This is a genomic window from Streptomyces sp. NPDC048664, assembly GCF_040650555.1.
In the GTDB taxonomy this organism is placed as follows: domain Bacteria; phylum Actinomycetota; class Actinomycetes; order Streptomycetales; family Streptomycetaceae; genus Streptomyces.
The window spans coordinates 146,962-171,257 of record NZ_JBEZHK010000003.1 but is presented as its reverse complement, the minus strand read 5'-3'; the positions used below and the strand labels follow the sequence as shown (position 1 = coordinate 171,257).

The window sequence follows — 24,296 nt, the reverse complement described above, 5'->3', positions numbered from 1 at the left end:
GTCGGGAGGACCGCCGTCATCACCGGAGCCGGCAGCGGCATCGGCCTCGCCGCCGCGCGCCGGCTCGCCGCCGAGGGCGCGCACGTCGTGTGCGGCGATGTCGACGACACCCGGGGCAAGGCCGCCGCCGACGAGGTCGGCGGGCTGTTCGTGAAGGTCGACGTCACCGACCCGGAGCAGGTGGAGGCCCTGTTCAAGGCGGCCTACGACACCTACGGCAGCGTCGACGTCGCCTTCAACAACGCGGGCATCTCGCCGCCGGACGACGACTCCATCCTGGACACCGGGCTCGAGGCCTGGAAGCGGGTCCAGGAGGTCAACCTCACCTCCGTCTTCCTGTGCTGCAAGGCCGCCATCCCCTACATGCGCCGCCAGGGCCGGGGATCCATCATCAACACGGCGTCGTTCGTGGCCCGCATGGGCGCGGCCACCTCGCAGATCTCCTACACGGCCTCCAAGGGCGGCGTCCTCGCCATGTCCCGGGAACTGGGCGTGCAGTTCGCCCGCGAGGGCATCCGGGTCAACGCCCTGTGCCCCGGGCCCGTCAACACGCCCCTGCTCCAGGAGCTGTTCGCCAAGGACCCGGAGCGCGCGGCACGCCGCCTCGTGCACATCCCGGTGGGCCGGTTCGCCGAGGCCGAGGAGATCGCCGCCGCCGTGGCCTTCCTCGCCAGCGACGACTCCTCCTTCGTGAACGCCACCGACTTCCTGGTGGACGGTGGCATCGCGGGCGCGTACGTGACGCCGCAGTAGCCGCGGACGGGAGCGCCGGGTGCGGGAGCCTGTCGGCCCCTGCGCCCGGCGTCCGTGTCACAGGAACGTGTGGCCCTCACCGCGGTACGTCGGGACGGCCGCCGTCACCCGGTCGCCCTCGACCAGGTGCAGCGTGTCGAAACGCTCGCACAGCTCGCCCGCCTTGGCGTGCCGGAACCACACCTTGTCGCCGATCAGCAGGTCGTCGGCGGGCGCGCCAAGGAGCGGGGTCTGCACCTCGCCGGGTCCCTCCTGGGGGTCGTAGCGCAGCCCCTCGGGCAGATGCGGGACGGGCAGCCGGTCGGTGCCCGCGACGCCCGAGGCGGGATAGCCGCCGCCCAGCACCGTCACCACCCCGACGCCCGGCCTGCGCACGACCGGCAGCGCGAACAGCGCGGCCGGACGGCCCGAGAACGACGTGTAGTTGTCGAACAGGCGCGGCACGTACAGCCCCGAACCCGCCGCGATCTCGGTGACCGCGTCCTCGGCGGCCGTGTACTGCACGCTGCCCGTGCCGCCGCCGTTGACGAACTCCAGATCCGGCGCGACGGCGCGCACCGCGCGCACCACCTCGGCGCGCCGCCGGGCCAGCTCCCGGCGTGCCGTGGACTGCATGAGCCGGATGGCCCGCGACCGCACCGGCCGCCCGGCCACCGCGTCACCGACCCCCGCTATGTGCCCCTCGTACGCCATGATCCCCACCAGCCGGAACCCGGGCGTACGGGCCACCGTGCGGGTCAGCTCCGCGACCTGGGCGGGGGAGTGCAGCGGGGAGCGCCGTGCGCCGACGCGGACCCGGCCGCCGAGCAGCCGCAGCGAGGTGTCCAACTCGACGCAGACCCGCACCTCTTCGGTGCCGCCCCGGCGCGCGTCGTCGATCAGGCGCAGCTGGGCCGGGTCGTCGATCATCACCGTGACCCCGGCGGCCAGCTTCGGGTCGCCGGTCAGCTCGGTGAAGCCCCGCCGGTCGGCCGAGGGGTAGGCGAGCAGGACGTCGTCGAAGCCGGACCGGGCCAGCCACAGCGACTCAGCGAGCGTGAACGCCATCACGCCCGCGAACCCCTCCCGCGCCAGGACGCGTTCGAGCAGCGCACGGCAGCGCACGGACTTGCTGGCGACGCGGACCGGCTTGCCGCCGGCCCTGCGCAGGATGTCCTCGGCGTTGGCGTCGAACGCCTCCAGATCCACGATCGCGACGGGCGCGTCGAGGTGGGCGGTGGCCCGGTCGTAACGGGCCCGGTCTGCGGCGCGGGCAGTCATGGACGCAGCCTGCCAGACGGGATTACCGCGGGGTAGAGGGACGATACGGGCAGATGCCCCGGCGTCGTGGACTGGTTCCCGTGCGCGGTGGTTCAACCCGTAGAGTGACGCGCACGCGGGAGTGGGGCTCCGCCCGGGCATGTGCGTCTGGGATGGGGGTCCGTCCGCGCGGGTATGCCTGCCCAGGGCGGACGGGCGGTCCCGCACCACGCTGAAGCGACCCGGTGGTTCCGGGGTGGCCCGGCCAGTCACGAAACGGGGGGTGCATGAGCACGGAAGCGCGCCGCGTCCCCGTTCCGCCGCGCCCCGCGTTCCCGCCGGTCCCCGCGAGCGATCCGTCCACCGCCCCGGGCGTCCCGCCCCGGCCCCCACAGCCACCGACAGCCGGCCGAGGCATACCCACGCCCCCCGCACCCCCGACGACGACACCGGCACCGGACGCCCCGCACGGCCCCGCAACCCCGACCCCGTCGGCCGCGCCCGGCGGCTTCCCCCGGCAGTCCGCCCCGGGCCCCGCGAGTGCGTCCCACCCTGGCTCGGCGAGCCCTGGCATCCCGGCTCCGCCATCGTCGGCCGCGCCCGATGGGTTTCCTCGGCAGCCCGCCCCGGGTACCGAGGGCGCGTCCCAGCCCGGCCCGACGGGCCCCGGCCCCGCAACCCCGACCCCGTCGGCCCCGACCGGTGGTTTCCCCCGGCAACCCGCCCCGGGCCCCGCGAGTGGGTCCCACCCCGGCCCGGAGGGCACTGGCATCCCGGCTCCGGCCCCGTCGGCCGCGCCCGGCGGTTTCCCCCGGCAGTCCGCCCCGGGCCCCGCGAGTGGGTCCAATCCCGGCTCGGCGGGATCCGGCCCCGCAACCCCGACCCCGGCTCCGTCGGCCCCGACCGGTGGTTTCCCCCGGCAACCCGCCCCGGGCCCCGCGAGTGGGTCCCACCCCGGCTCGGCCGGTTCCGGTGCCGCTGTTCCGGGACGGGCGCCGGCCTCCCCCCGGTTCCCGAACCTTCGTCTGGACCGCACCGCCGCGCAGCCCGCCGAACCGCCGCCGGTGCCCTCCGCGCGCTTCCCCGACGCCCCTCCGCCACCCCGCGCCGTACCCACGCAGCGCACCGCGCCGATCGCGGAGGGCATCGTGGAGACCACCGCGCGGCTTCGGGTCGTACGGCCCGAGCGGGACGAGACCTGGCGGGCGGCGCCGCCCGCCCCGCCGCACACCCCCACCGTCCCCGGCCGACGGACGCCCTTCGGTACACGGCTGCACTCGCGGACCGCCGCGGCCGCCGCCTGCCTGGTCCTGGGCCTCGGGCTCCTCGGCGGCGCCGCGGCCGGCAGCTGGCTCACCGGGGGCGGCTCCGACGACGGCCCGCACAGCGCGTTCGCCGTCACCGGAGGCCTGTGGCACAGCGTCCCCGTCGACCGGCTCTTCCCGCCCGTGGTCCAGGGCCCCGGCGCGGGTCCCGGCGGTGCCGACCGCACCTGGACGCGCGTCGCCGTCGCCCCCGACACCGGTTGCCGGAACGCCTTCGACCCGCTGCTGGCCAGGGCACTCGCCCCGCTCGGCTGCCTGCGGCTGCTGCGGGCCACCTACACCGACGCGACCCGCAGCCATGTCACCACCGTCGGCCTGCTGTTCACCCGGGCCGACGCCGCGGCCACGAGCGCCGTCAGCCGCCGCTTCACGCGCCAGAAGCTGGACCACCGCACCGATCTGATACCCCGCCCATACGCCGCGAAGGGCACCGTCGCCCAGCAGTTCGGCGACGCCCAGCGCGCGTCCTGGACGCTCTCCGTGCTCACCGACATGCCCGTCGTCCTCTACACCGTCTCCGGCTTCGCCGACGGCCGCCCCGTCACCGACCCGCAGCCCGCCGCCGCTGCCATGGCCGCCGGCGCCACCAGCGCACCGGCCCAGGCCGGCCTCGGCCACGAGGCGGCCGGACTGGCCGACCCGATCAAGGCCGCGCTGAGCAGGACCGTCGACACCGCCACCAAGGAGTCGTCATGAGCGCCCGCGTGACCGGCGCCCGCCTCCTGACCGTGCTGCTCGCCGGCTCCCTCGCCCTGCTGCCGTCCACCGCGGCGCACGCCGACGGCATACGCGCCCAGGAGTGGGCCCTTCAGGCCCTGCACACCGACCAGGTGTGGCAGACGACCAAGGGGAAGGGGATCACCGTCGCCGTCCTCGACACCGGCGTCGACGCCACCCACCCCGACCTGGCCGGCAACGTCCTGCCGGGCAAGGACCTCGTCGGCTTCGGCGCCCACCGCGGCGACCGCTCCTGGGCCCGGCACGGCACCGCCATGGCCGGGATCATCGCCGGACACGGCCATGGCGGCGGCGACAACGACGGGATCATCGGCGTCGCGCCCGAGGCGAGGATCCTCCCGGTCCGCGTCATCCTGGAGGACACCGACCCGGCCCGCACCCAGGCCCGTACCGCCCGCGGCAACGCCCTCGCCGAGGGCATCCGCTGGGCCGCCGACCACGGTGCGGACGTCATCAACCTCTCCCTGGGCGACGACTCCAGCTCCGCGCATCCCGAGGCGGCCGAGGACGACGCGGTGCAGTACGCGCTGAAGAAGGGCGTCGCCGTCGTCGCGTCGGCCGGCAACGGCGGCGAGAAGGGCGACCACGTCTCCTATCCGGCCGCCTACCCGGGCGTCATCACGGCGACCGCCGTCGACCGCTACGGCACCCCGGCCTCGTTCTCCACCCGCCGCTGGTACGCCACCGTCAGCGCGCCCGGCGTCGACGTCGTCATCGCCGACCCCGACCGCAAGTACTACGAGGGCTGGGGCACCAGCGCGGCGTCCGCCTTCGTCTCGGGCGCCGTGGCGCTGGTCAAGGCCGCCCGTCCGGGCCTGGCACCGGCCCAGATCAAGCAGCTGCTGGAGCGGACGGCCCGCAACGCCCCGAGCGGCGGCCGGGACGACTCACGCGGGTTCGGGCTCGTCGACCCCGCGGCGGCCGTGAAGGCGGCGGCGCGCATCCAGCCGCAGAACCCGCGCGCCGCGTCGTACGGCCATGAGTACTTCGGCAGGGGCCCCGACCCGGCGGCCGGCGGGTCCGGCTCCTCCGGCTGGGCAGGCTACCTCGCCGCGGGCTTCGGGACCGCGCTGCTGGCGGCGTCCGTGGTGCTGTGGCGGGGCCGGGAACGCGCACGCCGTAGCCCCGGGATCTGACCCCGAAGGCCCGCCGGCGGGGCGGCCGGGCCGTCAGCCGCACACCGAGACCGCGGCCCGGGCCGCCGCCTCCACCCGCGAGACGCCCTCGCCCATCGTGGGGTTGCCGCTCGACAGCACGGCCACCAGGAGGTCGTGGCCACCGGCCGTGATCGCACCGACGCTGTTGACGACCCACAGACCGGTCGTACCGCGCGGCAGCCAGCCGTTCTTCAGCGCCCACCCGGCACCGGCGTCGGCGGCCGCGGACACCCCCCATCGCTGGTCCGCGCGGACCGCGCTCATGAGACCCCGCAGATACGCCCGCGAGGCGTCGCTCAGCAGGGAGTCGCGCCCGAACACCTGCCCGAGCAGCACGAGTTGGTCGGCGGCCGTGGTCCGCGTCAGGCCCCACAACCCCTCACCACCCCCCGCGGTGTCCGTCAGACCGAAGCGCCGGTTCGCGCGGTCCAGCCCCTCCTCCCGCCCGATCACGGCCCACAGCGCCGACGCGGAGTCGTTGTCGCTGTCCTCGATCATCGCGGCGGCGTACGACTCCTCCCGCGCGCTCAGGTGCCGGCCCGCGTCCTGCGCCTGGAGCAGCAGCGCCGCGAGAATGTCGACCTTCACGATGCTGGCCGTGTCGAAGGCGCCCGCGCCGCAGGTCGCGCCCCGACCGGAGTCCCGGTCGAGCACGGCCACCGCCAGGCGCGCGCCGTGATCGTCGGACACCGCCCCGAGAGCCCTCGCCAGCAGTGCGTCCCGGTCCTTCGCGGGCTGCCGCGACCCGGGCTGCCGCGACCCCGTCGGCCGCTGCGCTGCTGAGTCCACCGACGCCTCCTGGTGCGCTGTCGGACCCCGGCGCGGACGACGCCGAGGGCGACCGCGACGATACGGTGTCCGCGCCGCCCGGACGACCGATCCCGCGGGGTCCGCGACGAGCCGCCCGCCGCCTGGACTAGGGTCGGTGACCGTGGCGAACAAGAACATTCCCGACTCCCCCTTCCCCCACGACGACGGCGGCGCCGACCCCGCGCTGAGCGCCGCGCTGGCCGCGTGGGCCGGGGACCGCACCGCGGTCGGGCCCGTTCTGCAGGCGCTGAAGGGCGCGCGGCTGCTCGTGCCCGTCGTCGCGATCCTGGGGGAGGTCGAGGTCGACGAGAACGGTCTGCGCCGCGAGAAGACCAGCGACATGGCCGTACCGACCCTGAAGGCGGCGGGCCGCACCGCGCTGCCCGCCTTCACCTCCACGCAATCCCTGGCCCGCTGGGACCCGGCGGCCCGCCCCGTCGCCGTGCCCCTGCACCAGGCCCTGCAGGCCGCCGCGCACGAGAAGGCCGACACGATCGTGCTGGACATGGCCGGTCCGGTGCCGTTCGAACTGACGGGTCCCGCCCTGCTCGCCCTCGCGGAGGGCCGTACGACGGCGGATCCACTGGCCGATCCGGCCGTGACCGGTGCCGTGCGGGCCGCCGTCGCCGCCGAGCCCGCGGTGCTGCGCGCCCATCTCGCCCCGGGGCGGGACGGCGGCATCCTGGCGCTCGTCCTCGATCCGGCGTGCGACCCGTCGCACGCCGTGCGCGGGGTCGCCGAGCGCCTGGCGGCCGACGAGACGCTGAGGGCCCGCCTGGTGCACGGTCTCGACCTGGCGGTACTGCCGGCCGGGACCACGCCACCGGGCGAGCCCTTGTTCGAACGCGCCTGACCGGCAGCCGGCGGACCGGCCCCGCGGTGGTGCGGCGGGTGACTAGTGCCGCGGCAGGCAACGTCCGCCCCGTCGCGGCGCCCGGCACGCACTCTCGCCGCACCGGCCGAAAACCCGAGTACGTCCAGTACGAGGGCTTCCGGCCGGCACACCGACAGCACGCACCGAGCACCGCTCCTTAACGGGCAAACATTGCCTGCCGTGGCACTAGCCGTAGACGGGACCGGTGTACTTCTCGCCCGGGCCCTGGCCCGGCTCGTCCGGGACGATCGAGGCCTCGCGGAACGCCAGCTGGAGCGACTTCAGGCCGTCGCGCAGCGGCGCCGCGTGGAAGGAGCTGATCTCCGTCGCGCTCGCGTCGAGCAGACCGGCCAGGGCGTGCACCAGCTTGCGGGCCTCGTCCAGGTCCTTGAAGCTGTCGCCCTCCTCGGTCAGACCGAGCTTCACCGCGGCGGCGCTCATCAGGTTGACGGCGACCGTCACGATCACCTCGACCGCGGGGACCTCCGCGATGTCACGGGTCATGGCGTCGAAGTCGGAGTTCCCGGCGGAGGCCGGGGTCTGCTCGGGGGAGGTGTCACTCATGGCCCCCACGATAGGCCCCGCCACCTGCGCCCCCGCGCACGGGAGGCGGCCCGGCCCCGCACCACGGACGGGGCCTGCCGGGCGGCCGTGCACACCGGTTCGCACCACCTCCCGGGAGCTGCTAACCTTGTGTGACGACCGGCCGGACACGGTAGTGCCCGGCCCACAAGTGGAGGCTCCGATCTCCCACCTGACCGTCCTCCGGGACGGCGGGTCACCGGTCAGGCGGCCCCCACCGTTCCGTACGGACGGTGGAGTCGCCCGAAAGCGCGCCCCGCGGTTCACTCGCGGCGGTGCTCCGGAAAGCTCGGAGTTCCGCCTGTGTACCGTCCGGGGCATTTTTCATGCGCCGTGATGGGTTGGTCCTTATGTCAGCCAGACATGCACGGCTGTCCGCCAGGCGGCCGTATGGTGCTACCGAGGAGGATCCATCAGCACCGAGCCCCGCATCAACGACCGGATTCGCGTTCCCGAGGTGCGACTTGTCGGTCCCAGCGGTGAGCAGGTCGGTATCGTGCCGCTCGCCAAGGCGCTGGAGCTTGCGCAGGAGTACGACCTGGACCTGGTCGAGGTCGCGGCGAACGCCCGTCCGCCCGTGTGCAAGCTCATGGACTACGGGAAGTTCAAGTACGAGTCGGCAATGAAGGCCCGTGAGGCGCGCAAGAACCAGGCGCACACGGTCATCAAGGAGATGAAGCTCCGGCCGAAGATCGACCCGCACGACTATGACACCAAGAAGGGTCACGTCGTTCGGTTCCTCAAGCAGGGCGACAAGGTCAAGATCACGATCATGTTCCGTGGTCGCGAGCAGTCCCGGCCCGAGCTGGGCTACCGACTGCTGCAGCGTCTCGCGGAGGACGTCCAGGACCTCGGTTTCGTCGAGTCGAACCCGAAGCAGGACGGCCGAAACATGATCATGGTTCTCGGTCCGCACAAGAAGAAGACCGAGGCGATGGCCGAGGCTCGTCAGGCGCAGGAGGCCCGCAAGGCGGACGCGAAGGCCAACCCCGGCCGCTCGCAGAACGCCGCCGACGCCGAGGATGCTCCGGTCGACACCGAGGCTCCGGCCGACGTGGAGACCCCGGCCGACGCCGAGGCTTCCGCCGAGGCCTGATCCCAGGGCTGACGCCCCGGGGGAACACCGGACGTACGGACGTACGACCGCCGCACGGTGAACCGCCGGGCGGAGGGGCGTACGGGCCCCGGAAAAGGCCCGGGACACCAGTCCCAGGATGTAACCGATACAAGAGCGACGCTCCCCAGTGCCCGGTTTCGCGACCGGGCACGAGAGCGCCACCGACGAGGAGAGAACGGCGCTATGCCGAAGAACAAGTCGCACAGCGGTACCAGCAAGCGCTTCAAGGTCACCGGCTCCGGCAAGGTGCTCCGCGAGCGTGCCGGCAAGCGCCACCTGCTTGAGCACAAGTCGTCCCGCGTGACGCGCCGCCTCACCGGCAACGCCGAGATGGCCCCGGGCGACGCCAAGAAGATCAAGAAGCTTCTCGGCAAGTGACGTCACGGCGCGCGAGCGCCGTACGTCTGGACCGGGACCCACATCGATACCGGGCCGCGTGAGTTCCACCGCGGCCCCGCTACAAGGAGTAACAAGTGGCACGCGTCAAGCGGGCAGTCAACGCCCACAAGAAGCGCCGGGCGATCCTCGAGCAGGCCTCCGGCTACCGCGGTCAGCGTTCGCGCCTGTACCGCAAGGCCAAGGAGCAGGTCACCCACTCGCTGGTCTACAACTACAACGACCGCAAGAAGCGCAAGGGCGACTTCCGTCAGCTGTGGATCCAGCGCATCAACGCCGCTGCCCGCGCCAACGGCATCACGTACAACCGCTTCATCCAGGGCCTGAAGGCCGCCAACGTCGAGGTCGACCGCAAGATCCTCGCCGAGCTGGCCGTCAACGACGCGGGCGCCTTCGCCGCCCTCGTCGAGGTCGCGCAGAAGGCGCTGCCGGCGGACGTCAACGCCCCCAAGGCGGCCTGACGCCGCACCGGCTCCACGCCGATGTGACGTACGGACCCGCAGGCTTCGCGGCCTGCGGGTCCGTCGCGTTGTGCGGCGCGCGCCGCCCGCCCGGTGACGAACCGCCGACCACAGCTCCCCCGTACTTCCGAAGGTGAAGAGCATGCCCCCGGCCACCCCAGACCTCATCTCCCCCCGCTCCGCGCGCGTGAGCGCCGCCCGGCGGCTGGCCAAGCGGAACTTCCGGGGCAAGGACCGGCTGTTCCTCGCCGAGGGCCCGCAGGCCGTACGGGAGGCGGCGGCGCACCGGACGGGCGGCGCCCCCACGCTGGTCGAACTGTTCACCACCCCCGAGGCCGCGGAGCGCTACGCCGACATCATCGGCGGGGCGCGCGACGCGGGCGCCCACGTCCACCTCGCCGCCGAGGAGGTGATCGCCGAGATCTCCACCACGGTCACCCCCCAGGGCCTCGTCGGCGTCTGCCGGTTCCTCGACACCCCCTTCGACGCCGTCCTCGCCGCCCGCCCCAGGCTCGTCGCCGTCCTCGCGCACGTACGGGACCCCGGCAACGCCGGGACGGTCCTGCGCTGCGCCGACGCCGCCGGTGCCGACGCCGTCGTCCTCACGGACGCCTCCGTCGACCTCTACAACCCCAAGGCGGTACGCGCCTCCGTGGGATCCCTGTTCCATCTGCCGGTGGCCGTCGGCGTCCCCGTGGAGCAGGCCGTGGCCGGCCTCAAGGAGGCGGGCGTGCGGATCCTGGCCGCCGACGGCGCGGGCGAGCACGACCTGGACGACGAACTCGACCACGGCACCATGGGCGGCCCCACGGCCTGGGTCTTCGGCAACGAGGCGTGGGGGCTCCCCGAGGAGACCCGCGCGCTGGCGGACGCGGTCGTACGCGTCCCCATCCACGGACAGGCCGAGAGCCTGAACCTCGCGACGGCCGCCGCCGTATGTCTCTACGCGTCCGCGCGTGCACAGCGTGCCGCCGGAGGGTGCCGCTGCGTCACCCCCGGCTAGTAGGGTGGCGGGCTCGGGGCCCTCTCCCCGGCCCTCGGCCGGGCGCCGTCCACGGCCGCGCCCGAACGGCGGGTGCCCGCGGGCGGGGAGGCGATCCGGCAGGGGACGAGAGGTGGGGCAGGGGCATGATCGGCACGAGCAGGGCACCCGGAGCACGCGACACGCGGCGCGCGCCCGCCCCCCTGCACGGTGATCCCGCCGCACCGGGCATCCACGTCCACCCCGACGACCTCGCCGACGGCCTCGTCGTCGCCGACGAGAACGGCCTGGTGATCTGCTTCAACGCCGCCGCCGTCCGTGTCACCGGGATCCCCGCCGCCCAGGCCCTCGGCCGTCCCTTGGAGCGGGCGCTGCCGCTGGAGGACCTGGAGGGGCGCCGCTGGTGGCAGCTGACCGACCCCTACGGCGGCCTCGCGATCCGGGTGCGGCAGCCGGAACGCAACCTGCTCCTGCCGGGCGGCCGGGAGGTGCTCGTCTCGGCGCGCTATCTGCGCGAGGAGCCCACCGGCCCCGTACGCCGTGTGATGGTCGGCCTGCGCGACACCGAGGCGCGCCGCCGCACCGAGCGCAGCCACGCCGAACTGATCGCCACCGTCGCCCACGAACTGCGCTCCCCGCTCACCTCCGTGAAGGGCTTCACCGCCACCCTGCTCGCCAAGTGGGAGCGCTTCACGGACGACCAGAAGCGGCTGATGCTGGAGACCGTCGACGCCGACGCGGACCGGGTCACCCGGCTCATCGCCGAACTGCTGGACATCTCCCGGATCGACTCCGGCCGACTGGAGGTGCGGCGCCAGCCCGTCGACATGGGAGCGGCCGTGGGACGGCACATCCAGGCGTATGTCGCCGCGGGCCAGAGCGCCGACCGCTTCCTGCTGCGCGTGGAGCACCCGCTGCCCGCGCTCTGGGCCGACCCCGACAAGATCGACCAGGTACTGAGCAACCTGCTCGAAAACGCCGTGCGTCACGGCGAGGGAACTGTCACGATCGACGTCACGCCCTCGGCGTCCCCCCGCGAAGGGGAGGACACCGGCACGTCGGTCACGGTGAGCGACGAGGGGCCCGGCATCCCGGAGGAGTCCATGAACCGCGTCTTCACCCGCTTCTGGCGGGGCAGCAAGCGCGGTGGCACCGGGCTCGGGCTCTACATCGTCAAGGGCATCGTGGAGGCCCACGGCGGCACCATCACGGTCGGCCGCGCCCGCGGCGGCGGGGCCGAGTTCCGATTTACGTTGCCCGTGAGCACCCCGGCGTATCTGCAGTAACCACGGATCACGCCGCGCCGCTCGCGGGCTTCTCACCACGCCCCGGGGACGCCGGCGCGGGTCCGCGGTGCGGACGCCCGGTCCGGTCGCCCCTCCCACCCCGTTAGACTCGGCCTTTGGCACCTTTGTGTCCCGAAGTTTGTGTCCCGAAGCGGCCACGACGCGTCATCGGATGAGATTCCTCATGCGGGACAGGTCATCGGATGAGTGACGGGGACCTTCAGCCAGCCAATCGGAAGCACGGGAAGAGATGTCGGCACCCAATAAGTCGTACGACCCTGTCGAGGTCGAGGCCTTGAAACCGGACGAGATCGAGCGCATGCGGGACGAGGCGCTCGCCGCCTTCGCCGCCGCGGACTCCCTCGACGCCCTCCACGAGGCCAAGGTCGCCCACACCGGTCCGGCCTCGCCGCTGGCACTCGCCAACCGCGAGATCGGCGCCCTGCCCCCGCACGCGAAGGCCGAGGCCGGCAAGCGCGTCGGCATGGCGCGCGGCGCCGTGAACAAGGCCCTCGCCGCCCGCCAGGGCGAACTGGAGGCGGACCGGGACGCCCGGGTGCTGGTCGAGGAGTCGGTAGACGTCACGCTGCCCTACGACCGTGTGCCCGCCGGCGCCCGGCACCCGCTGACCACGTTCATGGAGCGCGTCGCGGACGTGTTCGTCTCCATGGGCTACGAGGTCGCCGAGGGCCCCGAGGTGGAGGCGGAGTGGTTCAACTTCGACGCCCTGAACTTCACCCCGGACCACCCGGCCCGGCAGATGCAGGACACGTTCTTCGTCGAGGGCCCGGCGGGCGAGCACGGCGAGTCCGGTGTCGTGCTGCGCACCCACACCTCGCCGGTGCAGGCGCGCTCCCTGCTCGACCGTGAGCCCCCCGTCTACATCGTCTGCCCCGGCCGCGTGTACCGCACCGACGAGCTGGACGCCACGCACACGCCGGTCTTCCACCAGATCGAGCTGCTCGCCGTGGACGAGGGCCTGACCATGGCCGACCTCAAGGGCACGATGGACCACATGGTCCAGTCGCTGTTCGGCGCGGACATGAAGACCCGGCTGCGGCCGAACTACTTCCCCTTCACCGAGCCGTCCGCCGAGATGGACATGCTCTGCTACGTCTGCAAGGGCGAGTCCGTCGGCAACCCCGACCGCCCCTGCCGCACCTGCTCCAGCGAGGGCTGGATCGAGCTCGGCGGCTGCGGCATGGTCAACCCGCGCGTGCTGGTCGCCTGCGGGGTCGACCCCCGGAAGTACAGCGGATTCGCCTTCGGGTTCGGCATCGAGCGGATGCTGATGTTCCGCCACAACGTCGAAGACATGCGAGACATGGTCGAGGGTGACGTCCGGTTCACCCGGCCGTTCGGGATGGAGATCTGATGCGGGTCCCGCTTTCTTGGCTGCGGGAGTACGTCGACCTGCCGGCGACGGAGACCGGGCGCGACGTCCAGGCCAAGCTCATCACGGTCGGTCTCGAGGTCGAGACGGTCGAGCAGCTCGGCGCCGACCTCAAGGGGCCGCTGGTCGTCGGCCAGGTGCTCACCATCGAGGAGCTGGAGGGCTTCAAGAAGCCGATCCGGTTCTGCACCGTCGACGTCGGCCAGGCCAACGGCACGGGTGAGCCGCAGGAGATCGTCTGCGGCGCCCGCAACTTCGCCGTCGGCGACAAGGTCGTCGTGGTCCTTCCCGGCGCGGAACTGCCCGGTGGCTTCGCGATCGCCGCGCGCAAGACGTACGGCAGGACCTCGCACGGCATGATCTGCTCCACCGACGAGCTCGGCATGGGCGACGACGGCACCAAGGGCATCATCGTCCTGCCGCCCGAGACCGAGACGGGCGCCGACGCGATCGAGCTGCTCGAACTCGTGGACGAGGTGCTCGACATCGCGGTCACCCCCGACCGCGGCTACGCGCTGTCGCTGCGCGGCATCGCCCGCGAGGCCGCCATCGCCTACGGCCTGCCGCTGCGCGACCCCGCGCTGATCGACGTCCCGGCGCCCAACGCCACCGGCCACCCGGTGCAGATCTCCGAGCCGCGCGGCTGCGACCGCTTCACCGCGCGCACCGTGACCGGGATCGACCCCGAGGTCCGCTCCCCGATCTGGATCCAGCGCCGACTGCAGAAGGCGGGCATGCGCCCCGTCTCGCTGACCGTCGACATCACCAACTACGTGATGCTCGAACTGGGCCAGCCCCTGCACGCCTACGACCGCTCCACCCTCCAGGGCGCGATCGGTGTCCGCCGCGCCGAGCAGGGCGAGAAGCTCACCACGCTCGACGGTGTCACGCGCACCCTCGACCCCGGCGACCTGCTCATCACGGACGACCGGGGCCCCATCGGCCTGGCCGGTGTCATGGGCGGCGCGAACACGGAGATCGCCGACCGCGACCACGAGAACGGCGGCACCACCGACGTCGTCATCGAGGCCGCCCACTTCGACGCGATCTCCATCGCGCGCACGGCCCGCCGGCACAGGCTGTCCTCCGAGGCGTCCCGCCGCTTCGAGCGCGGTGTGGACCCGCTGGCGGCCCCCGCCGCCGCCCAGCGCACGGTCGACCTGCTGGTGCTCCTGGCCGGCGGCACCGCCGAGCCCGGCGTCACCGAGGTCATCGCGCCCTCCGCGCCGCACACCATCACCATCCCGGCGAACCACCCGGACACCGTCGCGGGCGTCCACTACGGGCGCGAGACCGTCGTACGCCGCCTCCAGGAGGTCGGCTGCGACGTCTACGGGCAGGACGAGCTCATCGTCACCGTCCCGTCCTGGCGGCCCGACCTCACCGACCCCAACGACCTCGCCGAAGAGGTCATCCGCCTGGAGGGCTACGAGAACCTGCCCTCCACCCTGCCGAAGCCGCCGGCGGGCCGTGGCCTGACCGAGCGGCAGCGGCTGCACCGCCGGGTCGGCCGTGCGCTGGCGGCCGCCGGCTACGTCGAGTCGCTCAGCTACCCGTTCCTCGGGGAGAAGGTCTTCGACCAGCTCGCACTGGCCGAGGACGACGCCAACCGCCAGGTCGTCAAGCTGGTCAACCCGCTCTCCGACGAGGAGCCCGCCCTCCGCACCATGCTGCTGCCGGGCCTGCTCGGCGCGCTGCGCCGCAACGACGGGCGCGGTTCGCACGACCTGGCGCTGTTCGAGACCGGGCTGGTCTTCCACCCGCGCGAGGAGCGGCGTCCCGCCGAGCGCCTGCGCGTCGACGGCCGCCCGACCGACGAGGAGATCGCCTCGCTCACGGCCGCGCTGCCCGAGCAGCCCCGGCACGCCGCGGTCGTCCTCGCGGGCGCCCGCGAGCAGGTCGGCTGGTGGGGCAAGGGCCGGCCGTCCGACTGGGCGGACGCCATCGAGGCCGCGCGCGCCATCGCCCGCGAGGCCGGGGCCGAACTCGTCGTGCGCCAGGGGCAGTACGGCCCCTGGCACCCCGGCCGCTGCGCCGAACTCGCCGTGGTGGCGGATGGTGCGGAGCGGGTCGTCGGATACGCGGGGGAGCTGCACCCCGGGGTGCTGAAGACGCTCGGGCTGCCCGCCCGGACCTGCGCGATGGAGCTGAACCTGGACGTGCTGGAGCAGGCGGGCACGGGGCCGGTGAAGGGCCCCCGCATCTCGGCCTTCCCCATGGCGACCCAGGACGTCGCGCTCGTGGTCGACCGGTCCGTCCCGCACGCCGCGGTCGAGGCCGCGCTGCGGGAGGGGGCCGGCGAACTGCTGGAATCCATCCGGTTGTTCGACATCTACGAGAGTGAGCAGCTCGGCGCGGACCGGAAGTCGCTGGCGTACGCGCTGCGGTTCCGGGCGCCCGACCGGACGCTGACGGTGGAGGAGGCCACGGCGGCCCGCGACGCGGCAGTGTCCCTGGCAGCCACCCGCACAGGCGCAACCCTCCGCAGCTGACCCCCAAGGGGCGCGGGCCACCCCCGCGCCCCTACGGTCGAGACGCACCCCGGGCGCCCTCCTGGGGGCGCGGGGAACCGCGCAAATCCCCGCGACGGTTCCGCAGCCGACACCGCGCCCCGGGCCCACCCCTCAGGTCAGCACGGTGGTCCTGATCCGTACGACGCTGGGCCTGCGCGGCGTCGACCCCGCGCCGAACCGCACGGCGGGATGCACCGGAGCGAGGGGGCCGAGGCTTCTGCGCCCGTAGGTGGCGGTGGCGGAGACGACCGGGTGCAGATCCGTCACCCCGTACCGCTCCTGTCTGCCGCCGCCCGCGCTGCACCGGGTCCGCACGCCCAGCAGCAGCCGGGCGAGCGGGTCCGTCACCGCCGCCCAGGCGGGGTGGACCGCGATCGCGGCGGGTACGGCGCGCAGCAGCAGTCCCAGGAGACCGCGGCGGCCGACGGTGAGGCCCAGGCTCAGGGGGCCCGCCACGACGGACCAGGTCGTGGCCGCCTTCCGCACGGTCACGGGGACGGTCCGGACCTCGTCGAAGACATAGGTGGCGGAGACGAAGTCCGCGATCTGCCGGGAGGGCGCCAGCAGGAGCCGGTGTCCGTTCTCCCACTCGATCATGACATCGCTGAACGACCCGAACGGCGAGCGTTCCCAGTGCCCCAGCACGATCCGGGTTCCGGACGCCGTGCCGATCCCGATGATCCAGCCGTGGAAACACAGCCGCGCGTGCCCGGCACCCGTCGCGCCGAGGGGTTCCGTGGGACGACCGCCGTGTGCCCCGTGGGTACCAGACACACCCGGCGAGTGCTCCGATCACCCGCGACGAAACCAGCGGAGAGCGGCGTCCCCCCGGCCGAGCCGACCACGTCCAGGCAGCCATGACAGGGTGGACGCATGCCCACGAACCGCGAGCACCCCTCCGATCTCCGCCCCGAACCGTGGGTGGACACCGCCCCGGCCCACGGAGATCTCCTCGCGGCGAAGGCACTCGTCTACGACCCCTGCGGGTTCACCTGCTCGCAGCCGGTGCCCGAAGCCGAGGGTGCCGCCTACGCCGCCCACGAGTTCACTCTCGACGGGCTCTCCGTCCGGTTCCGCGCGGCAAAGACGACCCCCACCAAGGTCGGACAGTTCGTCACGGTCTGGAAGAGGTCCCCGGCCGGGCCCATCCAGCCCTTCGACGCCGCGGACCCCGTCGACCTCTTCGTCGTCAGCACCCGCGACCACGATCACTTCGGCCAGTTCGTGTTTCCCATGGACGCTCTCCGCCGACACGGTGTCGTATCGGTGAACGGTTCCGGGGGGAAACGAGCCTTCCGCGTCTACCCGCCCTGGGTGACCACCACCAACCGCCAGGCCGGCAGCGCGCAGGCGTGGCAGCGGGACCACTTCCTGCACCTGCCCCAGGAAGCCCCCGTCGACCTGACCCGCGCCCGGGAGCTCTACCACCCGCGGCACTGATCATGAAGGCCGCCACCGCGATCACGCGGTGGCGGCCTTCAGTGTTCTCCCTGGTGGCGCAGGTCAGGAGTAGCTGTAGAAGCCCGACCCCGTCTTGCGGCCCAGGCGGCCCGCCTCCACCATGCGCTGGAGCAGCGGGGGAGCGGCGTACAGGGGCTCCTTGTACTCCTCGTACACATTGTCAGTGTGCGCGAGTACTGCCCTCACCTGCGGTTTCATGGCTTGTTGCGGGCCTGCGGGGCGCCCAGGGACTTCTCAGGGACATTCGGTTGTGGATCTTGGCCGAACCATTCGTCCATGGCGGCGAGGCCCTGCTTGCCCGCTCCAGGCATGAAGTGAGCGTAGTGCGTCAACGTGGTCTGCGGCGAAGCATGCCCGAGCCACGCCGACACGCTCACGATCGACTCGCCTGCTCGCGTAAGTGTGCCGGAGGACGTGGAACATGTCCTCCCGGGAGCGTTCGTAGATGGGGTACCGACGGCTGACGCCTCCGTACGTCCTGACTTTCTCGCCGGCCTTCTTCAGGACACCGGCCGTTGCGAGTGCGGGCCGCCAGCTCAGCCTGTTCCACATCGAGTAGTTGATTCGATTGCCCTGCGAGGTGGTCAGGACCAGCCGGACGCTGATCGGTTTGCGCTGTCGCGCTTCCAACTCGGTCGTCGGCGGCTCAGGGTTGCGCCACGGGAGCGTGCAGGCGACCGAACGAAAGCGGCGCAGATGGTCCTGGACACGCTTGGCGAGGTTGGGGGAGAGGGGAACGTCTCGCGTTTTGCCGCCCTTAGACAGGCAGAAGTATGGCCTTCCCTTGGAGTCTCACCGCAGCTGTCGGCGGACGTGTACGACGCCGGCATCGAAGTCGAAGTCCTCCTCGCCGAGGCCGAACGCCTCGCCTTGGCGCAGGCCGAGGCCGACACCGAGGTCCACCGCGATGCGGTATCGCTCCTGGAGACCCGCCCGGACGGCCTCCACGGTCGGCCTGGCCCATGCCTTGGCCTTCCTCTTCGCGGGTTTGGGCGCCTTGACAGTCCGGCGGCCCTTGCAGGGGTTCTTGACCAGGCGGCCGTCGTCGACGGCGGCTTCGAGGATCGTGGAAAGGTGGATCCAGATCACCTGGGCCGCGGACGCCTCGACCCGTGTCAGCAGCTGGGCCTTCCAGGCGCGCAGCACGGCAGCGTCGATGTCCCGGAGCGCGGTTGTACCCAGGAACGGGATGATGTGGTTCCAGATCTTGCTGCGCATGGGGGCGGCGGTCGGAACCCCGTGCCCAACCGCCGAGCCGAAGCGGCACGGCGGAAGACGACCACCTGGACACCGGCAATGGGCGCCGGCACATCGCTCACGCAGTCGACCAATCCCGTGGCCGAACCAGGACAGCATCGCCGACTCGGGCGGTGACAAGCTTGCGCCGACAGCGGTGTGCTGCGCAGTCCGGCACGCCGCTCAAGGTGATGGACAGCGACTACGAGTGGCGGTGCGAAAGGGACCATCACGGCGTATCCCACGCTGCTACCGTCGCCTTATGACGCTCTCGGCTCCCACCGGTCAGGCTGTCGATCTGCGAGCGCAACCGGTCGACACGATTCTTGATCAGGTCGAGCGATCACTCCAGACACGGCTCGACCGGGACACAGTGGTGCGCAAGCGTCGTTCCGTGGGGGCACGAACTGATCGTGACACCTGGGTCCGGGTTGAGCGGCGCCTCGTGGACAAGATCGGCGATCAGGGGTGGAACGGCACTGAGTGTGCCGCTCGTCTGAAGGGCGTCGCGCAGCCCGAATGGCAGGCGTGCGTAGTGTGGCGGGACGCGGATGAGCCCGTCATGTGGCGGGCTGACGAGACAGAGCTCCTGCCCGGAGACCCCATCGGTACCGCCGTGCTGAGCGAAGACCCCAAACTCCCGGACGAATGGTGGCGTGCGTTCAGCTCCTCGCTGGACGCCCTCGCCGGACAGCGGACGAGCCGCGTGGCCTCACCGGACACCGAGACGATCACGCAGGCCCTCGTCACCGGGACCATCCGCGCCGCGTTTCCCAGCTCCTTCGACACCACCGTCGAGCAGTGGGTACCGGCGCACGCGGACCTGAACTGGGCCAATATGAGCGCGCCGACGTTCTGTCTCTTCGACTGGGAGGACTGGGGGAGCGCGCCTCGTGGGTTGGATTCCGCATCGCTGTGGGCGAGTTCGCTCGTCGTCCCGGTTCTGGCTGACCGCGTGCTGCGGGAGCGGCGCGCAGACTTCGCGAGCCGGGACGGCAAGCTGATGACGCTCTTCGTGTGCTCGAAGATCCTTGGTCCGGACGCTCACCCGCAGGACCCCCGGCTGGAGCCTGCGCGGCACATGGCGGAACAGATCGTCCAAGACCTTCAGACGGACTGAGTGCGCGGGCGGTCACGGAGCAGCGTGCGGTACTCGGCGACCGCCTGTTCGTCGGAGACGGCGGCCAGGGCGCCGACGAGTTCTCCGAGATGCGCGGGTTCGTCCGTACCGATGGCTACGGCGCTGACGTTCGGCAGTTGGTAGGCCACCCGGAAGGCCGCTTGTGCACGGGAGTACCCGCCGCCGTCGCGGAGGAAGACGCGGGGGTCGACCCGAGCCCACACCGATGCCTTGGTGCTGCCGCCGAAGGGACTCATCCCCCACATCGCGCCCGTGCCCAGGCCCCAAGCCTCCATCAGGGCCTCGGCGGCATCGAGTGTTCCGGCGCCCACCAGCAAGCCGGCCCGCACCATGAGCGTGGAGGGGGTCGGTACGGATGCGTCGACCAGAGGTAGCAGCGCCGTAGGGTCCCAGGTCGCGATGCCCCACGCGGAGCACAGCCCGCGTGATGTCGCACTGTCGAGGGCTGCGCACGCCTCGGCCAGGGCCTCGCGCGACCGGGCAGTCCCCGGCGTGAGCGAGTGTTCCGGGTTGTGCAGGAACACCAGATCCGGCTCCCGCCCGAGGTCACGGGCCGCTTCCTCCACCGCGCTGTGCAGTCGTTCAGGGGCTAGGGAGTGTTCGGCCCCGCTGATGCCCGGGAAGTAGCCCACCTTGGTGGAGAGATGGAACTTCGGCAGCAGGTCGCCGGCGACCCGTGCCAGAACCTCGTGCGAACGGAAGCGGAGGTAGTTGGTGCTGGTGTCGAGCGCGGTCACACCGAGGTCCAACGCGCCGATCAAGAGCCGACGTTCATGACGAGACCGGTGTAGCCCGAGGACAACTCGGGGGTCAGTGTCGCGCACAGTTCCTCCTTCACCAGGATCTCCGCCACCTCCGCCACCTCGGCCCCGACGAGGGCCGCCGCGCGCTCCAGGGAGACGGGTCGGCCGCTGAGCAGCAGCCGCAGCGCGGGCACGGCCTTGGCCGCGAGGGTGAGCCGCTTACCCGAAGCCACGACAGTGACGGTCTCCCCGCTCTCGTGGATCTGGGGCGGGAAGTGGGTGGTGCACACCACGGTGTCGAGCGGGGCCAAGATGTCGAGGTACGGGACGTGTCGGGGGAGCGTCGTCGCCTGCTCGTACGCTGCCAGGTAGTCGGCCGGGGAGCGCTCGCCGATCAGTCGGGCGGCGGCTTCGAGCAGGGCCTGGCCGCCGACCTGGTCTCGGCGGTCCAGGTCGTGCCGGAAGATCTCCTGCTCGCGGCACCAGTCACCCAGCCACGCCAGCCAGCTCGCTCCGGTGCGCTTGGTGATGCCGAACGTCACGTGGAGGCTCTTTCCCGAGCCGCTACCGGTCCGGGTCGCCTGATGCCAGTGGCCCCGCGGGATGTGCATGACATCGCCGGTCCTCATCACGCCGGACCAGACGATCTCTTCGGTCGGCGTGCTGTTGGGGTCGGCGTCCCGGTACATCGGCGCCGGGCGAGAGGTGCCTCGCACCTCCCACTCCTTCTCGCCCGCGAGCTGGACGATCACCACGTCGTGATCGTCCCAGTGCAGAGGGAAGCCTGCCGCATCGTTCGTCGTCAGGTACGCGTTGACCTGAACCCGCTCGTGCGACCACCACTGCAACGCCCGGCAGGCGACCTCCATCGTCGGGTCGAAGACGTTGGCCTGGTCGAGGATGAGCGTCGCACCTTCGTCCAGCAGTCGGCCCAGACTGCGCATGTTGACCATGGGGATGCTCTGACCGCGGGGACTGACACTGTCGGTGTAGTAGACGGCGGGATGGACTTCGTCACCGTTCTGGAAGCACCGGAACTGCGGGCGGCTGAGGCTCCTGCGCATGGCCATGTCGAGCAGGCGGTTCGGGGTGAGGATGCGGGAGAGGAGGCCAGGGTCGCCCATGTTCCCGCGCGCGAAGCCCTTGCCGATCTCTTCCGGGCCACTCCATCCCAGCGCCCTCTCGATGGCGCTGATCAGTTGGTGTTCCATCACTGCCTCCTTGACTGCGGTTACGTGAACGTGGACGCGGCGGGGGCGACACGAAAGGCCCTGTCGCCCCCGCCGCCTGGGTGCTACTCGGTGTCGGTCAGGTTCCCGTCACCGCCCGGCCACGGCTGGTCGCCGGAGCTTCCCTGGTTGTCGGACCGGAGACTGTCGTACCGGTCGTGGACGGCGGTCAGTTCCTCCACCGCCACCAGGAGGCCACTCGGGGCCGGCGGCGTTGTCGTCGTACTCTGTGCCACCTCGTGCTCCTTCCTCTTCGGTTCTCCCGCCGGGGTTCCGGCGGGAAGTCCTTTTGGATCGCGCAGGCTCCGGCGGTGCCTGCGCGATGGCAGACGTGCGTACTGCAAGCCGTCTCCACGGCCGCGGGGGAACGGAGATGCGGGGACCGCGGAATCGTGAGGGGTGCTCTCAGCGCGAAGGTCTCGGTCCGTCAACCTGGGGGAGAGCAAGGTCCTGGCGCATGTTGGCTTGCAGGACGCGCTGGTCCAGCTCGTACAGGCAGGCGCGGCAGGAGTAGAGGGCCGCGTGCATGCCGCTGGAGAGGACAGGCCCGATCCACGTCACCTCGACGCCGTGCCGTCCGCACCAGAGCCAGCACTCGCCGCTCGGCTCCCAGCTGTGGCGGTCCCAGAGCGCGTACGCAGTGAGTTCACCTGTGGCTGGGTCGATGTCTCGACGCGTCGGCCTGAATACGACTTCGGGCTCAGTCATCGTCGCCAGGCGTAACGTATGCCGCCCCATCAGGCGATAGCCAAAGCGAGCGACGACGGCACGGTTCGGCCGCGAGGACTCGGTGATCGAGCCCCGGAGAACTGGCTTAGGGCGGCAGCTTCATCGGCAGGATCCGACTTCGGAAGAGCGATCTCGGCCCACACGTGCTTCCCGCCTTGGACGCGTTTCCAACCCGACCGAGCTGCGAGGAAATCCACCAGGACCAGACCACGACCACCCTCGTCCTCCGCCTCGAAGCAAACCGGCTTCGGCACCTTGGAGTTGGTGTCGAGCACGTCGATCACCAAGCTGCCCGAACTGTGGGACAAGGTGACTGTGATAGGCCCGCTGCCATGCACCACGGCGTTGGTGATGAGCTCGGAGGCGACGAGGCGAATTGTGTCGGCTGTCTCGTCATTCAGAGAGACGCCCCATTCACGCACCTGGGCAACGACCCTGCGGCGAGCGGGCGGTACCTCTTCCTTCGTGCCCGTGAGGGCGAAGTGAGACACGAGCGTGGGCATGGCGGACGCCTCCGAAGAGCTGGAGAGCGGCTCCATCCCCGATGGGGGGACACAGAGATGGAGCCGCCGATCTGAGGTGACCGTCCGGAACGGGCGCCGACGCGCTGCTCCTGGGCGGCTGATCTCAGTCAACGGCCGGAGCGGGCAAGCCGGGAATGTTTCTAGGGGGTTTCTCTTGGGGACGCCCTCCCACGCACGTGCGTGGCGAGTAGCCTCCGAGCGACGCCGCAAGGGGATGACGGGAGAGCTGATGTGCCTGGTGAGCCCTTAGCAGTCCACCCACTGGCTTACGTCCGTCAGTCGCGCGGTTGGGGGAAAGCCGAGTTCGCGCGACTCATGCAGGCTCAGGGGAAGTCGCTCGGCGTCCCGCTCGCGACCAACCGCACCACCGTGTGGAAATGGGAGCAGGGCCAGGAGCCGGACGCCGATGCGCGATACGTCCTCGCCGCCCTGTTGCGTGTGCCGTACGAGCGGGCGCAGGCCACGGCTTGGCCATACTGGCTCCCGGTATGGGAAGTGACCGGGCTCAGCACTCCCTGGAACGAGGCCGGGACCGTCGAGGCGCTGACAGATCTGGTGGGGAGTGGATGCTTGGACCGCCGAGGCTTTCTCACGATCACCGGCGTCGCCCTGACAGGACTGGCGGCGAGTTGGGCCGAGGCACCCTCCGCCTTCGCCTCGGCGCTCAACGGAGATCGCGTCACCAACACGATGGTCTCGACGATCGAGCAGCGCATCAGCACCCTCCGCGCGCTCGACGACGAACTCGGCGGAGCTCGGCTCCTGGAGCAAGCGCGGGGCGACCTCGCCCTGATCACGGGTCTCCTTGACGCAGGGCGGTACACGGACACGATCCGCCTCCGCCTCTACGCACTGGCCGCCCGCGTGTCACATCTGACCGGCTGGATGGCCTATGACGCTGGGCTGCGCTCCGCAGGACAGCGGTATTACATCGGAGCCCTGCGCAGCGCCCGTACGGCAGGGGACGACGCCTTCGGCGCCTTCGTCCTGGCTGAGATGGGGGTCCAGGTCTCGGAGGCCGGCCGGACCGCCGAGCGGGTCGACCTCATCTCCACCGCCATCGACAACGCACCGCGAACGTTGTCGCCCTACACCCAGTCCTTCCTCTACCTGCACAAGTCCGAAGCGCTGTCCCGCGATGGCGACCACCAGAGGGCCGGCGTGGCGCTGAACCGCGCTACGTCTCACTGGGGGCATCACACAGAAGGAGAAGACCCAGACTGGCTTGACTGGTTCGGCGAGGCTCAGCTCAAGTCAACCGAGGGCAAGGTCTTGCTGCGCGCGGGCCAGGTGGAACGCGCGACGAGCGCACTGGAGACGTCTGTCAACAGGGCAGCACCCCGCGACATGGCCGTACGGACTGCGCGCCTGGCCGAAGCCCGGCTCGCCGGCAACGACCTGGAGGGAGCGCTCGAAGCGGCGAACCGCGGAGCGGAACTCCTGGAAGACAAGGTCAGCTCCATGCGAGCGCTGGGCCGCCTGAACGAGTTCTCCGCACGGCTTGAACCGAACACGTCTGTCCCAGCCGTTCGCGAGTTCCGCGAGCGTCTCAAGGCACTGTCCGTCGCTACCTGACGCTAGTACGGCCCCGTACGCCGAGAGCCAGG

At 71.8% G+C, this 24,296-nt stretch carries 24 protein-coding genes and 1 pseudogene; 14 read left to right on the top strand and 11 right to left on the bottom strand.

Annotated elements, in window-relative coordinates:
* The first annotated feature begins 18 nt into the window (after positions 1–18).
* Entirely contained in the window at positions 19–753 is a 735-nt protein-coding gene (locus AB0C59_RS04480; RefSeq protein ID WP_363001257.1) for a 3-oxoacyl-ACP reductase, read from the top strand.
* 57 nt (positions 754–810) lie between these two features.
* Here the strand turns inward: AB0C59_RS04480 and AB0C59_RS04475 are convergent, their stop codons facing one another.
* Positions 811–2,013, bottom strand: coding sequence for an amino acid deaminase/aldolase (locus AB0C59_RS04475; RefSeq protein WP_363000906.1), 1,203 nt, complete (start codon positions 2,011–2,013; stop codon positions 811–813).
* Positions 2,014–3,140: 1,127 nt separating this feature from the next.
* On the opposite strand from AB0C59_RS04475, the gene AB0C59_RS04470 reads away from it, so the two are divergent.
* Positions 3,141–4,013, top strand: a complete 873-nt coding sequence (locus AB0C59_RS04470; RefSeq protein WP_363000904.1) for a hypothetical protein — start codon at positions 3,141–3,143, stop codon at positions 4,011–4,013.
* Positions 4,010–5,191, top strand: coding sequence for a type VII secretion-associated serine protease mycosin (gene mycP / locus AB0C59_RS04465; protein WP_363000902.1), 1,182 nt, complete (start codon positions 4,010–4,012; stop codon positions 5,189–5,191). The genes AB0C59_RS04470 and mycP overlap by 4 nt, the downstream gene beginning before the upstream one ends.
* Positions 5,192–5,224: 33 nt before the next feature.
* On the opposite strand, the gene AB0C59_RS04460 is transcribed toward mycP, so the two are convergent.
* Complete coding sequence (locus AB0C59_RS04460; RefSeq protein WP_363000900.1) at positions 5,225–6,001, bottom strand: serine hydrolase; 777 nt, start codon at positions 5,999–6,001, stop codon at positions 5,225–5,227.
* A gap of 142 nt (positions 6,002–6,143) precedes the next feature.
* Here AB0C59_RS04460 and AB0C59_RS04455 point away from each other — a divergent pair, with 142 nt between their 5' ends.
* On the top strand, positions 6,144–6,875 hold the full coding sequence (locus AB0C59_RS04455) for an SseB family protein (protein WP_363000898.1): 732 nt from the start codon (positions 6,144–6,146) through the stop codon (positions 6,873–6,875).
* Positions 6,876–7,082: 207 nt separating this feature from the next.
* Here AB0C59_RS04455 and AB0C59_RS04450 read toward each other — a convergent pair whose 3' ends face one another.
* On the bottom strand, positions 7,083–7,460 hold the full coding sequence (locus AB0C59_RS04450) for a DUF1844 domain-containing protein (protein WP_363000896.1): 378 nt from the start codon (positions 7,458–7,460) through the stop codon (positions 7,083–7,085).
* Between the two features lie 430 nt (positions 7,461–7,890).
* Between AB0C59_RS04450 and infC the strand changes: the two genes are divergently transcribed.
* The 7 genes from infC to pheT all read left to right on the top strand — a co-directional run bounded on the left by infC (position 7,891) and on the right by pheT (position 15,605).
* Complete coding sequence (infC, locus tag AB0C59_RS04445) at positions 7,891–8,574, top strand: translation initiation factor IF-3 (protein ID WP_363001255.1); 684 nt, start codon at positions 7,891–7,893, stop codon at positions 8,572–8,574.
* A 204-nt stretch (positions 8,575–8,778) separates the two neighbouring features.
* A complete protein-coding gene (gene rpmI / locus AB0C59_RS04440; RefSeq protein WP_363000894.1) occupies positions 8,779–8,973 on the top strand; it encodes a 50S ribosomal protein L35 in 195 nt (64 codons plus the stop codon).
* Between the two features lie 95 nt (positions 8,974–9,068).
* Positions 9,069–9,452, top strand: coding sequence for a 50S ribosomal protein L20 (rplT, locus tag AB0C59_RS04435; protein WP_055492778.1), 384 nt, complete (start codon positions 9,069–9,071; stop codon positions 9,450–9,452).
* Between the two features lie 142 nt (positions 9,453–9,594).
* Positions 9,595–10,455: an RNA methyltransferase gene (locus tag AB0C59_RS04430; RefSeq protein WP_363000892.1), complete on the top strand. Its 861-nt coding sequence runs from the start codon at positions 9,595–9,597 to the stop codon at positions 10,453–10,455.
* Positions 10,456–10,580: 125 nt separating this feature from the next.
* Complete coding sequence (locus AB0C59_RS04425; RefSeq protein WP_363000891.1) at positions 10,581–11,720, top strand: ATP-binding protein; 1,140 nt, start codon at positions 10,581–10,583, stop codon at positions 11,718–11,720.
* Positions 11,721–11,970: 250 nt separating this feature from the next.
* Complete coding sequence (pheS, locus tag AB0C59_RS04420) at positions 11,971–13,095, top strand: phenylalanine--tRNA ligase subunit alpha (RefSeq protein WP_363000889.1); 1,125 nt, start codon at positions 11,971–11,973, stop codon at positions 13,093–13,095.
* Positions 13,095–15,605, top strand: a complete 2,511-nt coding sequence (gene pheT / locus AB0C59_RS04415; RefSeq protein WP_363000887.1) for a phenylalanine--tRNA ligase subunit beta — start codon at positions 13,095–13,097, stop codon at positions 15,603–15,605. The genes pheS and pheT overlap by 1 nt, the downstream gene beginning before the upstream one ends.
* A gap of 132 nt (positions 15,606–15,737) precedes the next feature.
* On the opposite strand, the gene AB0C59_RS04410 is transcribed toward pheT, so the two are convergent.
* Positions 15,738–16,325: a hypothetical protein gene (locus AB0C59_RS04410; RefSeq protein ID WP_363001253.1), complete on the bottom strand. Its 588-nt coding sequence runs from the start codon at positions 16,323–16,325 to the stop codon at positions 15,738–15,740.
* 174 nt (positions 16,326–16,499) lie between these two features.
* On the opposite strand from AB0C59_RS04410, the gene AB0C59_RS04405 reads away from it, so the two are divergent.
* On the top strand, positions 16,500–17,066 hold the full coding sequence (locus AB0C59_RS04405; protein WP_363000886.1) for a MepB family protein: 567 nt from the start codon (positions 16,500–16,502) through the stop codon (positions 17,064–17,066).
* A 63-nt stretch (positions 17,067–17,129) separates the two neighbouring features.
* Here the strand turns inward: AB0C59_RS04405 and AB0C59_RS04400 are convergent.
* Together AB0C59_RS04400 and AB0C59_RS04395 are read right to left on the bottom strand one after the other, a co-directional pair.
* Positions 17,130–17,264: pseudogene (locus tag AB0C59_RS04400) on the bottom strand (3-hydroxyacyl-CoA dehydrogenase family protein); the annotation flags it as partial.
* Positions 17,265–17,879: 615 nt separating this feature from the next.
* Positions 17,880–18,305 (bottom strand): hypothetical protein, encoded by a 426-nt coding sequence (locus AB0C59_RS04395; RefSeq protein WP_363000884.1) that lies wholly within the window; start codon positions 18,303–18,305, stop codon positions 17,880–17,882.
* Positions 18,306–18,585: 280 nt separating this feature from the next.
* Here AB0C59_RS04395 and AB0C59_RS04390 point away from each other — a divergent pair, with 280 nt between their 5' ends.
* Positions 18,586–19,443, top strand: coding sequence for a hypothetical protein (locus AB0C59_RS04390; protein WP_363000882.1), 858 nt, complete (start codon positions 18,586–18,588; stop codon positions 19,441–19,443).
* Here AB0C59_RS04390 and AB0C59_RS04385 read toward each other — a convergent pair.
* The 5 genes from AB0C59_RS04385 to AB0C59_RS04365 all read right to left on the bottom strand — a co-directional run bounded on the left by AB0C59_RS04385 (position 19,431) and on the right by AB0C59_RS04365 (position 22,668).
* Positions 19,431–20,225: an aldo/keto reductase gene (locus AB0C59_RS04385; protein ID WP_363000881.1), complete on the bottom strand. Its 795-nt coding sequence runs from the start codon at positions 20,223–20,225 to the stop codon at positions 19,431–19,433. The two genes, AB0C59_RS04390 and AB0C59_RS04385, sit on opposite strands and share 13 nt — an antisense overlap.
* The gene (locus AB0C59_RS04380) at positions 20,222–21,418 is read right to left on the bottom strand and encodes a cupin domain-containing protein (RefSeq protein ID WP_363000879.1); all 1,197 of its coding nucleotides are present in this window, start codon (positions 21,416–21,418) and stop codon (positions 20,222–20,224) included. Before AB0C59_RS04380 ends, AB0C59_RS04385 begins: the two co-directional genes overlap by 4 nt.
* 83 nt (positions 21,419–21,501) lie before the next feature.
* Complete coding sequence (locus AB0C59_RS04375; RefSeq protein ID WP_363000877.1) at positions 21,502–21,672, bottom strand: hypothetical protein; 171 nt, start codon at positions 21,670–21,672, stop codon at positions 21,502–21,504.
* A 169-nt stretch (positions 21,673–21,841) separates the two neighbouring features.
* A complete protein-coding gene (locus AB0C59_RS04370) occupies positions 21,842–22,144 on the bottom strand; it encodes a hypothetical protein (RefSeq protein ID WP_363000875.1) in 303 nt (100 codons plus the stop codon).
* A 29-nt stretch (positions 22,145–22,173) separates the two neighbouring features.
* On the bottom strand, positions 22,174–22,668 hold the full coding sequence (locus tag AB0C59_RS04365) for an ATP-binding protein (protein WP_363000873.1): 495 nt from the start codon (positions 22,666–22,668) through the stop codon (positions 22,174–22,176).
* 252 nt (positions 22,669–22,920) lie between these two features.
* On the opposite strand from AB0C59_RS04365, the gene AB0C59_RS04360 reads away from it, so the two are divergent.
* Positions 22,921–24,264, top strand: a complete 1,344-nt coding sequence (locus AB0C59_RS04360; protein WP_363000872.1) for a transcriptional regulator — start codon at positions 22,921–22,923, stop codon at positions 24,262–24,264.
* The last annotated feature ends 32 nt before the right edge of the window (positions 24,265–24,296 follow it).

Bases quoted from the DNA above. Each gene is read 5' to 3' on its own strand.
- AB0C59_RS04475 (WP_363000906.1), bottom strand. From the start codon at position 2,013: ATGACTGCCCGCGCCGCAGACCGGGCCCGTTACGACCGGGCCACCGCC.
- mycP (WP_363000902.1), top strand. From the start codon at position 4,010: ATGAGCGCCCGCGTGACCGGCGCCCGCCTCCTGACCGTGCTGCTCGCC.
- AB0C59_RS04450 (WP_363000896.1), bottom strand. From the start codon at position 7,460: ATGAGTGACACCTCCCCCGAGCAGACCCCGGCCTCCGCCGGGAACTCC.
- rpmI (WP_363000894.1), top strand. From the start codon at position 8,779: ATGCCGAAGAACAAGTCGCACAGCGGTACCAGCAAGCGCTTCAAGGTC.
- AB0C59_RS04430 (WP_363000892.1), top strand. From the start codon at position 9,595: ATGCCCCCGGCCACCCCAGACCTCATCTCCCCCCGCTCCGCGCGCGTG.
- AB0C59_RS04425 (WP_363000891.1), top strand. From the start codon at position 10,581: ATGATCGGCACGAGCAGGGCACCCGGAGCACGCGACACGCGGCGCGCG.
- pheS (WP_363000889.1), top strand. From the start codon at position 11,971: ATGTCGGCACCCAATAAGTCGTACGACCCTGTCGAGGTCGAGGCCTTG.
- pheT (WP_363000887.1), top strand. From the start codon at position 13,095: ATGCGGGTCCCGCTTTCTTGGCTGCGGGAGTACGTCGACCTGCCGGCG.
- AB0C59_RS04405 (WP_363000886.1), top strand. From the start codon at position 16,500: ATGCCCACGAACCGCGAGCACCCCTCCGATCTCCGCCCCGAACCGTGG.
- AB0C59_RS04395 (WP_363000884.1), bottom strand. From the start codon at position 18,305: ATGCGCAGCAAGATCTGGAACCACATCATCCCGTTCCTGGGTACAACC.
- AB0C59_RS04390 (WP_363000882.1), top strand. From the start codon at position 18,586: ATGACGCTCTCGGCTCCCACCGGTCAGGCTGTCGATCTGCGAGCGCAA.
- AB0C59_RS04380 (WP_363000879.1), bottom strand. From the start codon at position 21,418: ATGGAACACCAACTGATCAGCGCCATCGAGAGGGCGCTGGGATGGAGT.
- AB0C59_RS04370 (WP_363000875.1), bottom strand. From the start codon at position 22,144: ATGACTGAGCCCGAAGTCGTATTCAGGCCGACGCGTCGAGACATCGAC.
- AB0C59_RS04365 (WP_363000873.1), bottom strand. From the start codon at position 22,668: ATGCCCACGCTCGTGTCTCACTTCGCCCTCACGGGCACGAAGGAAGAG.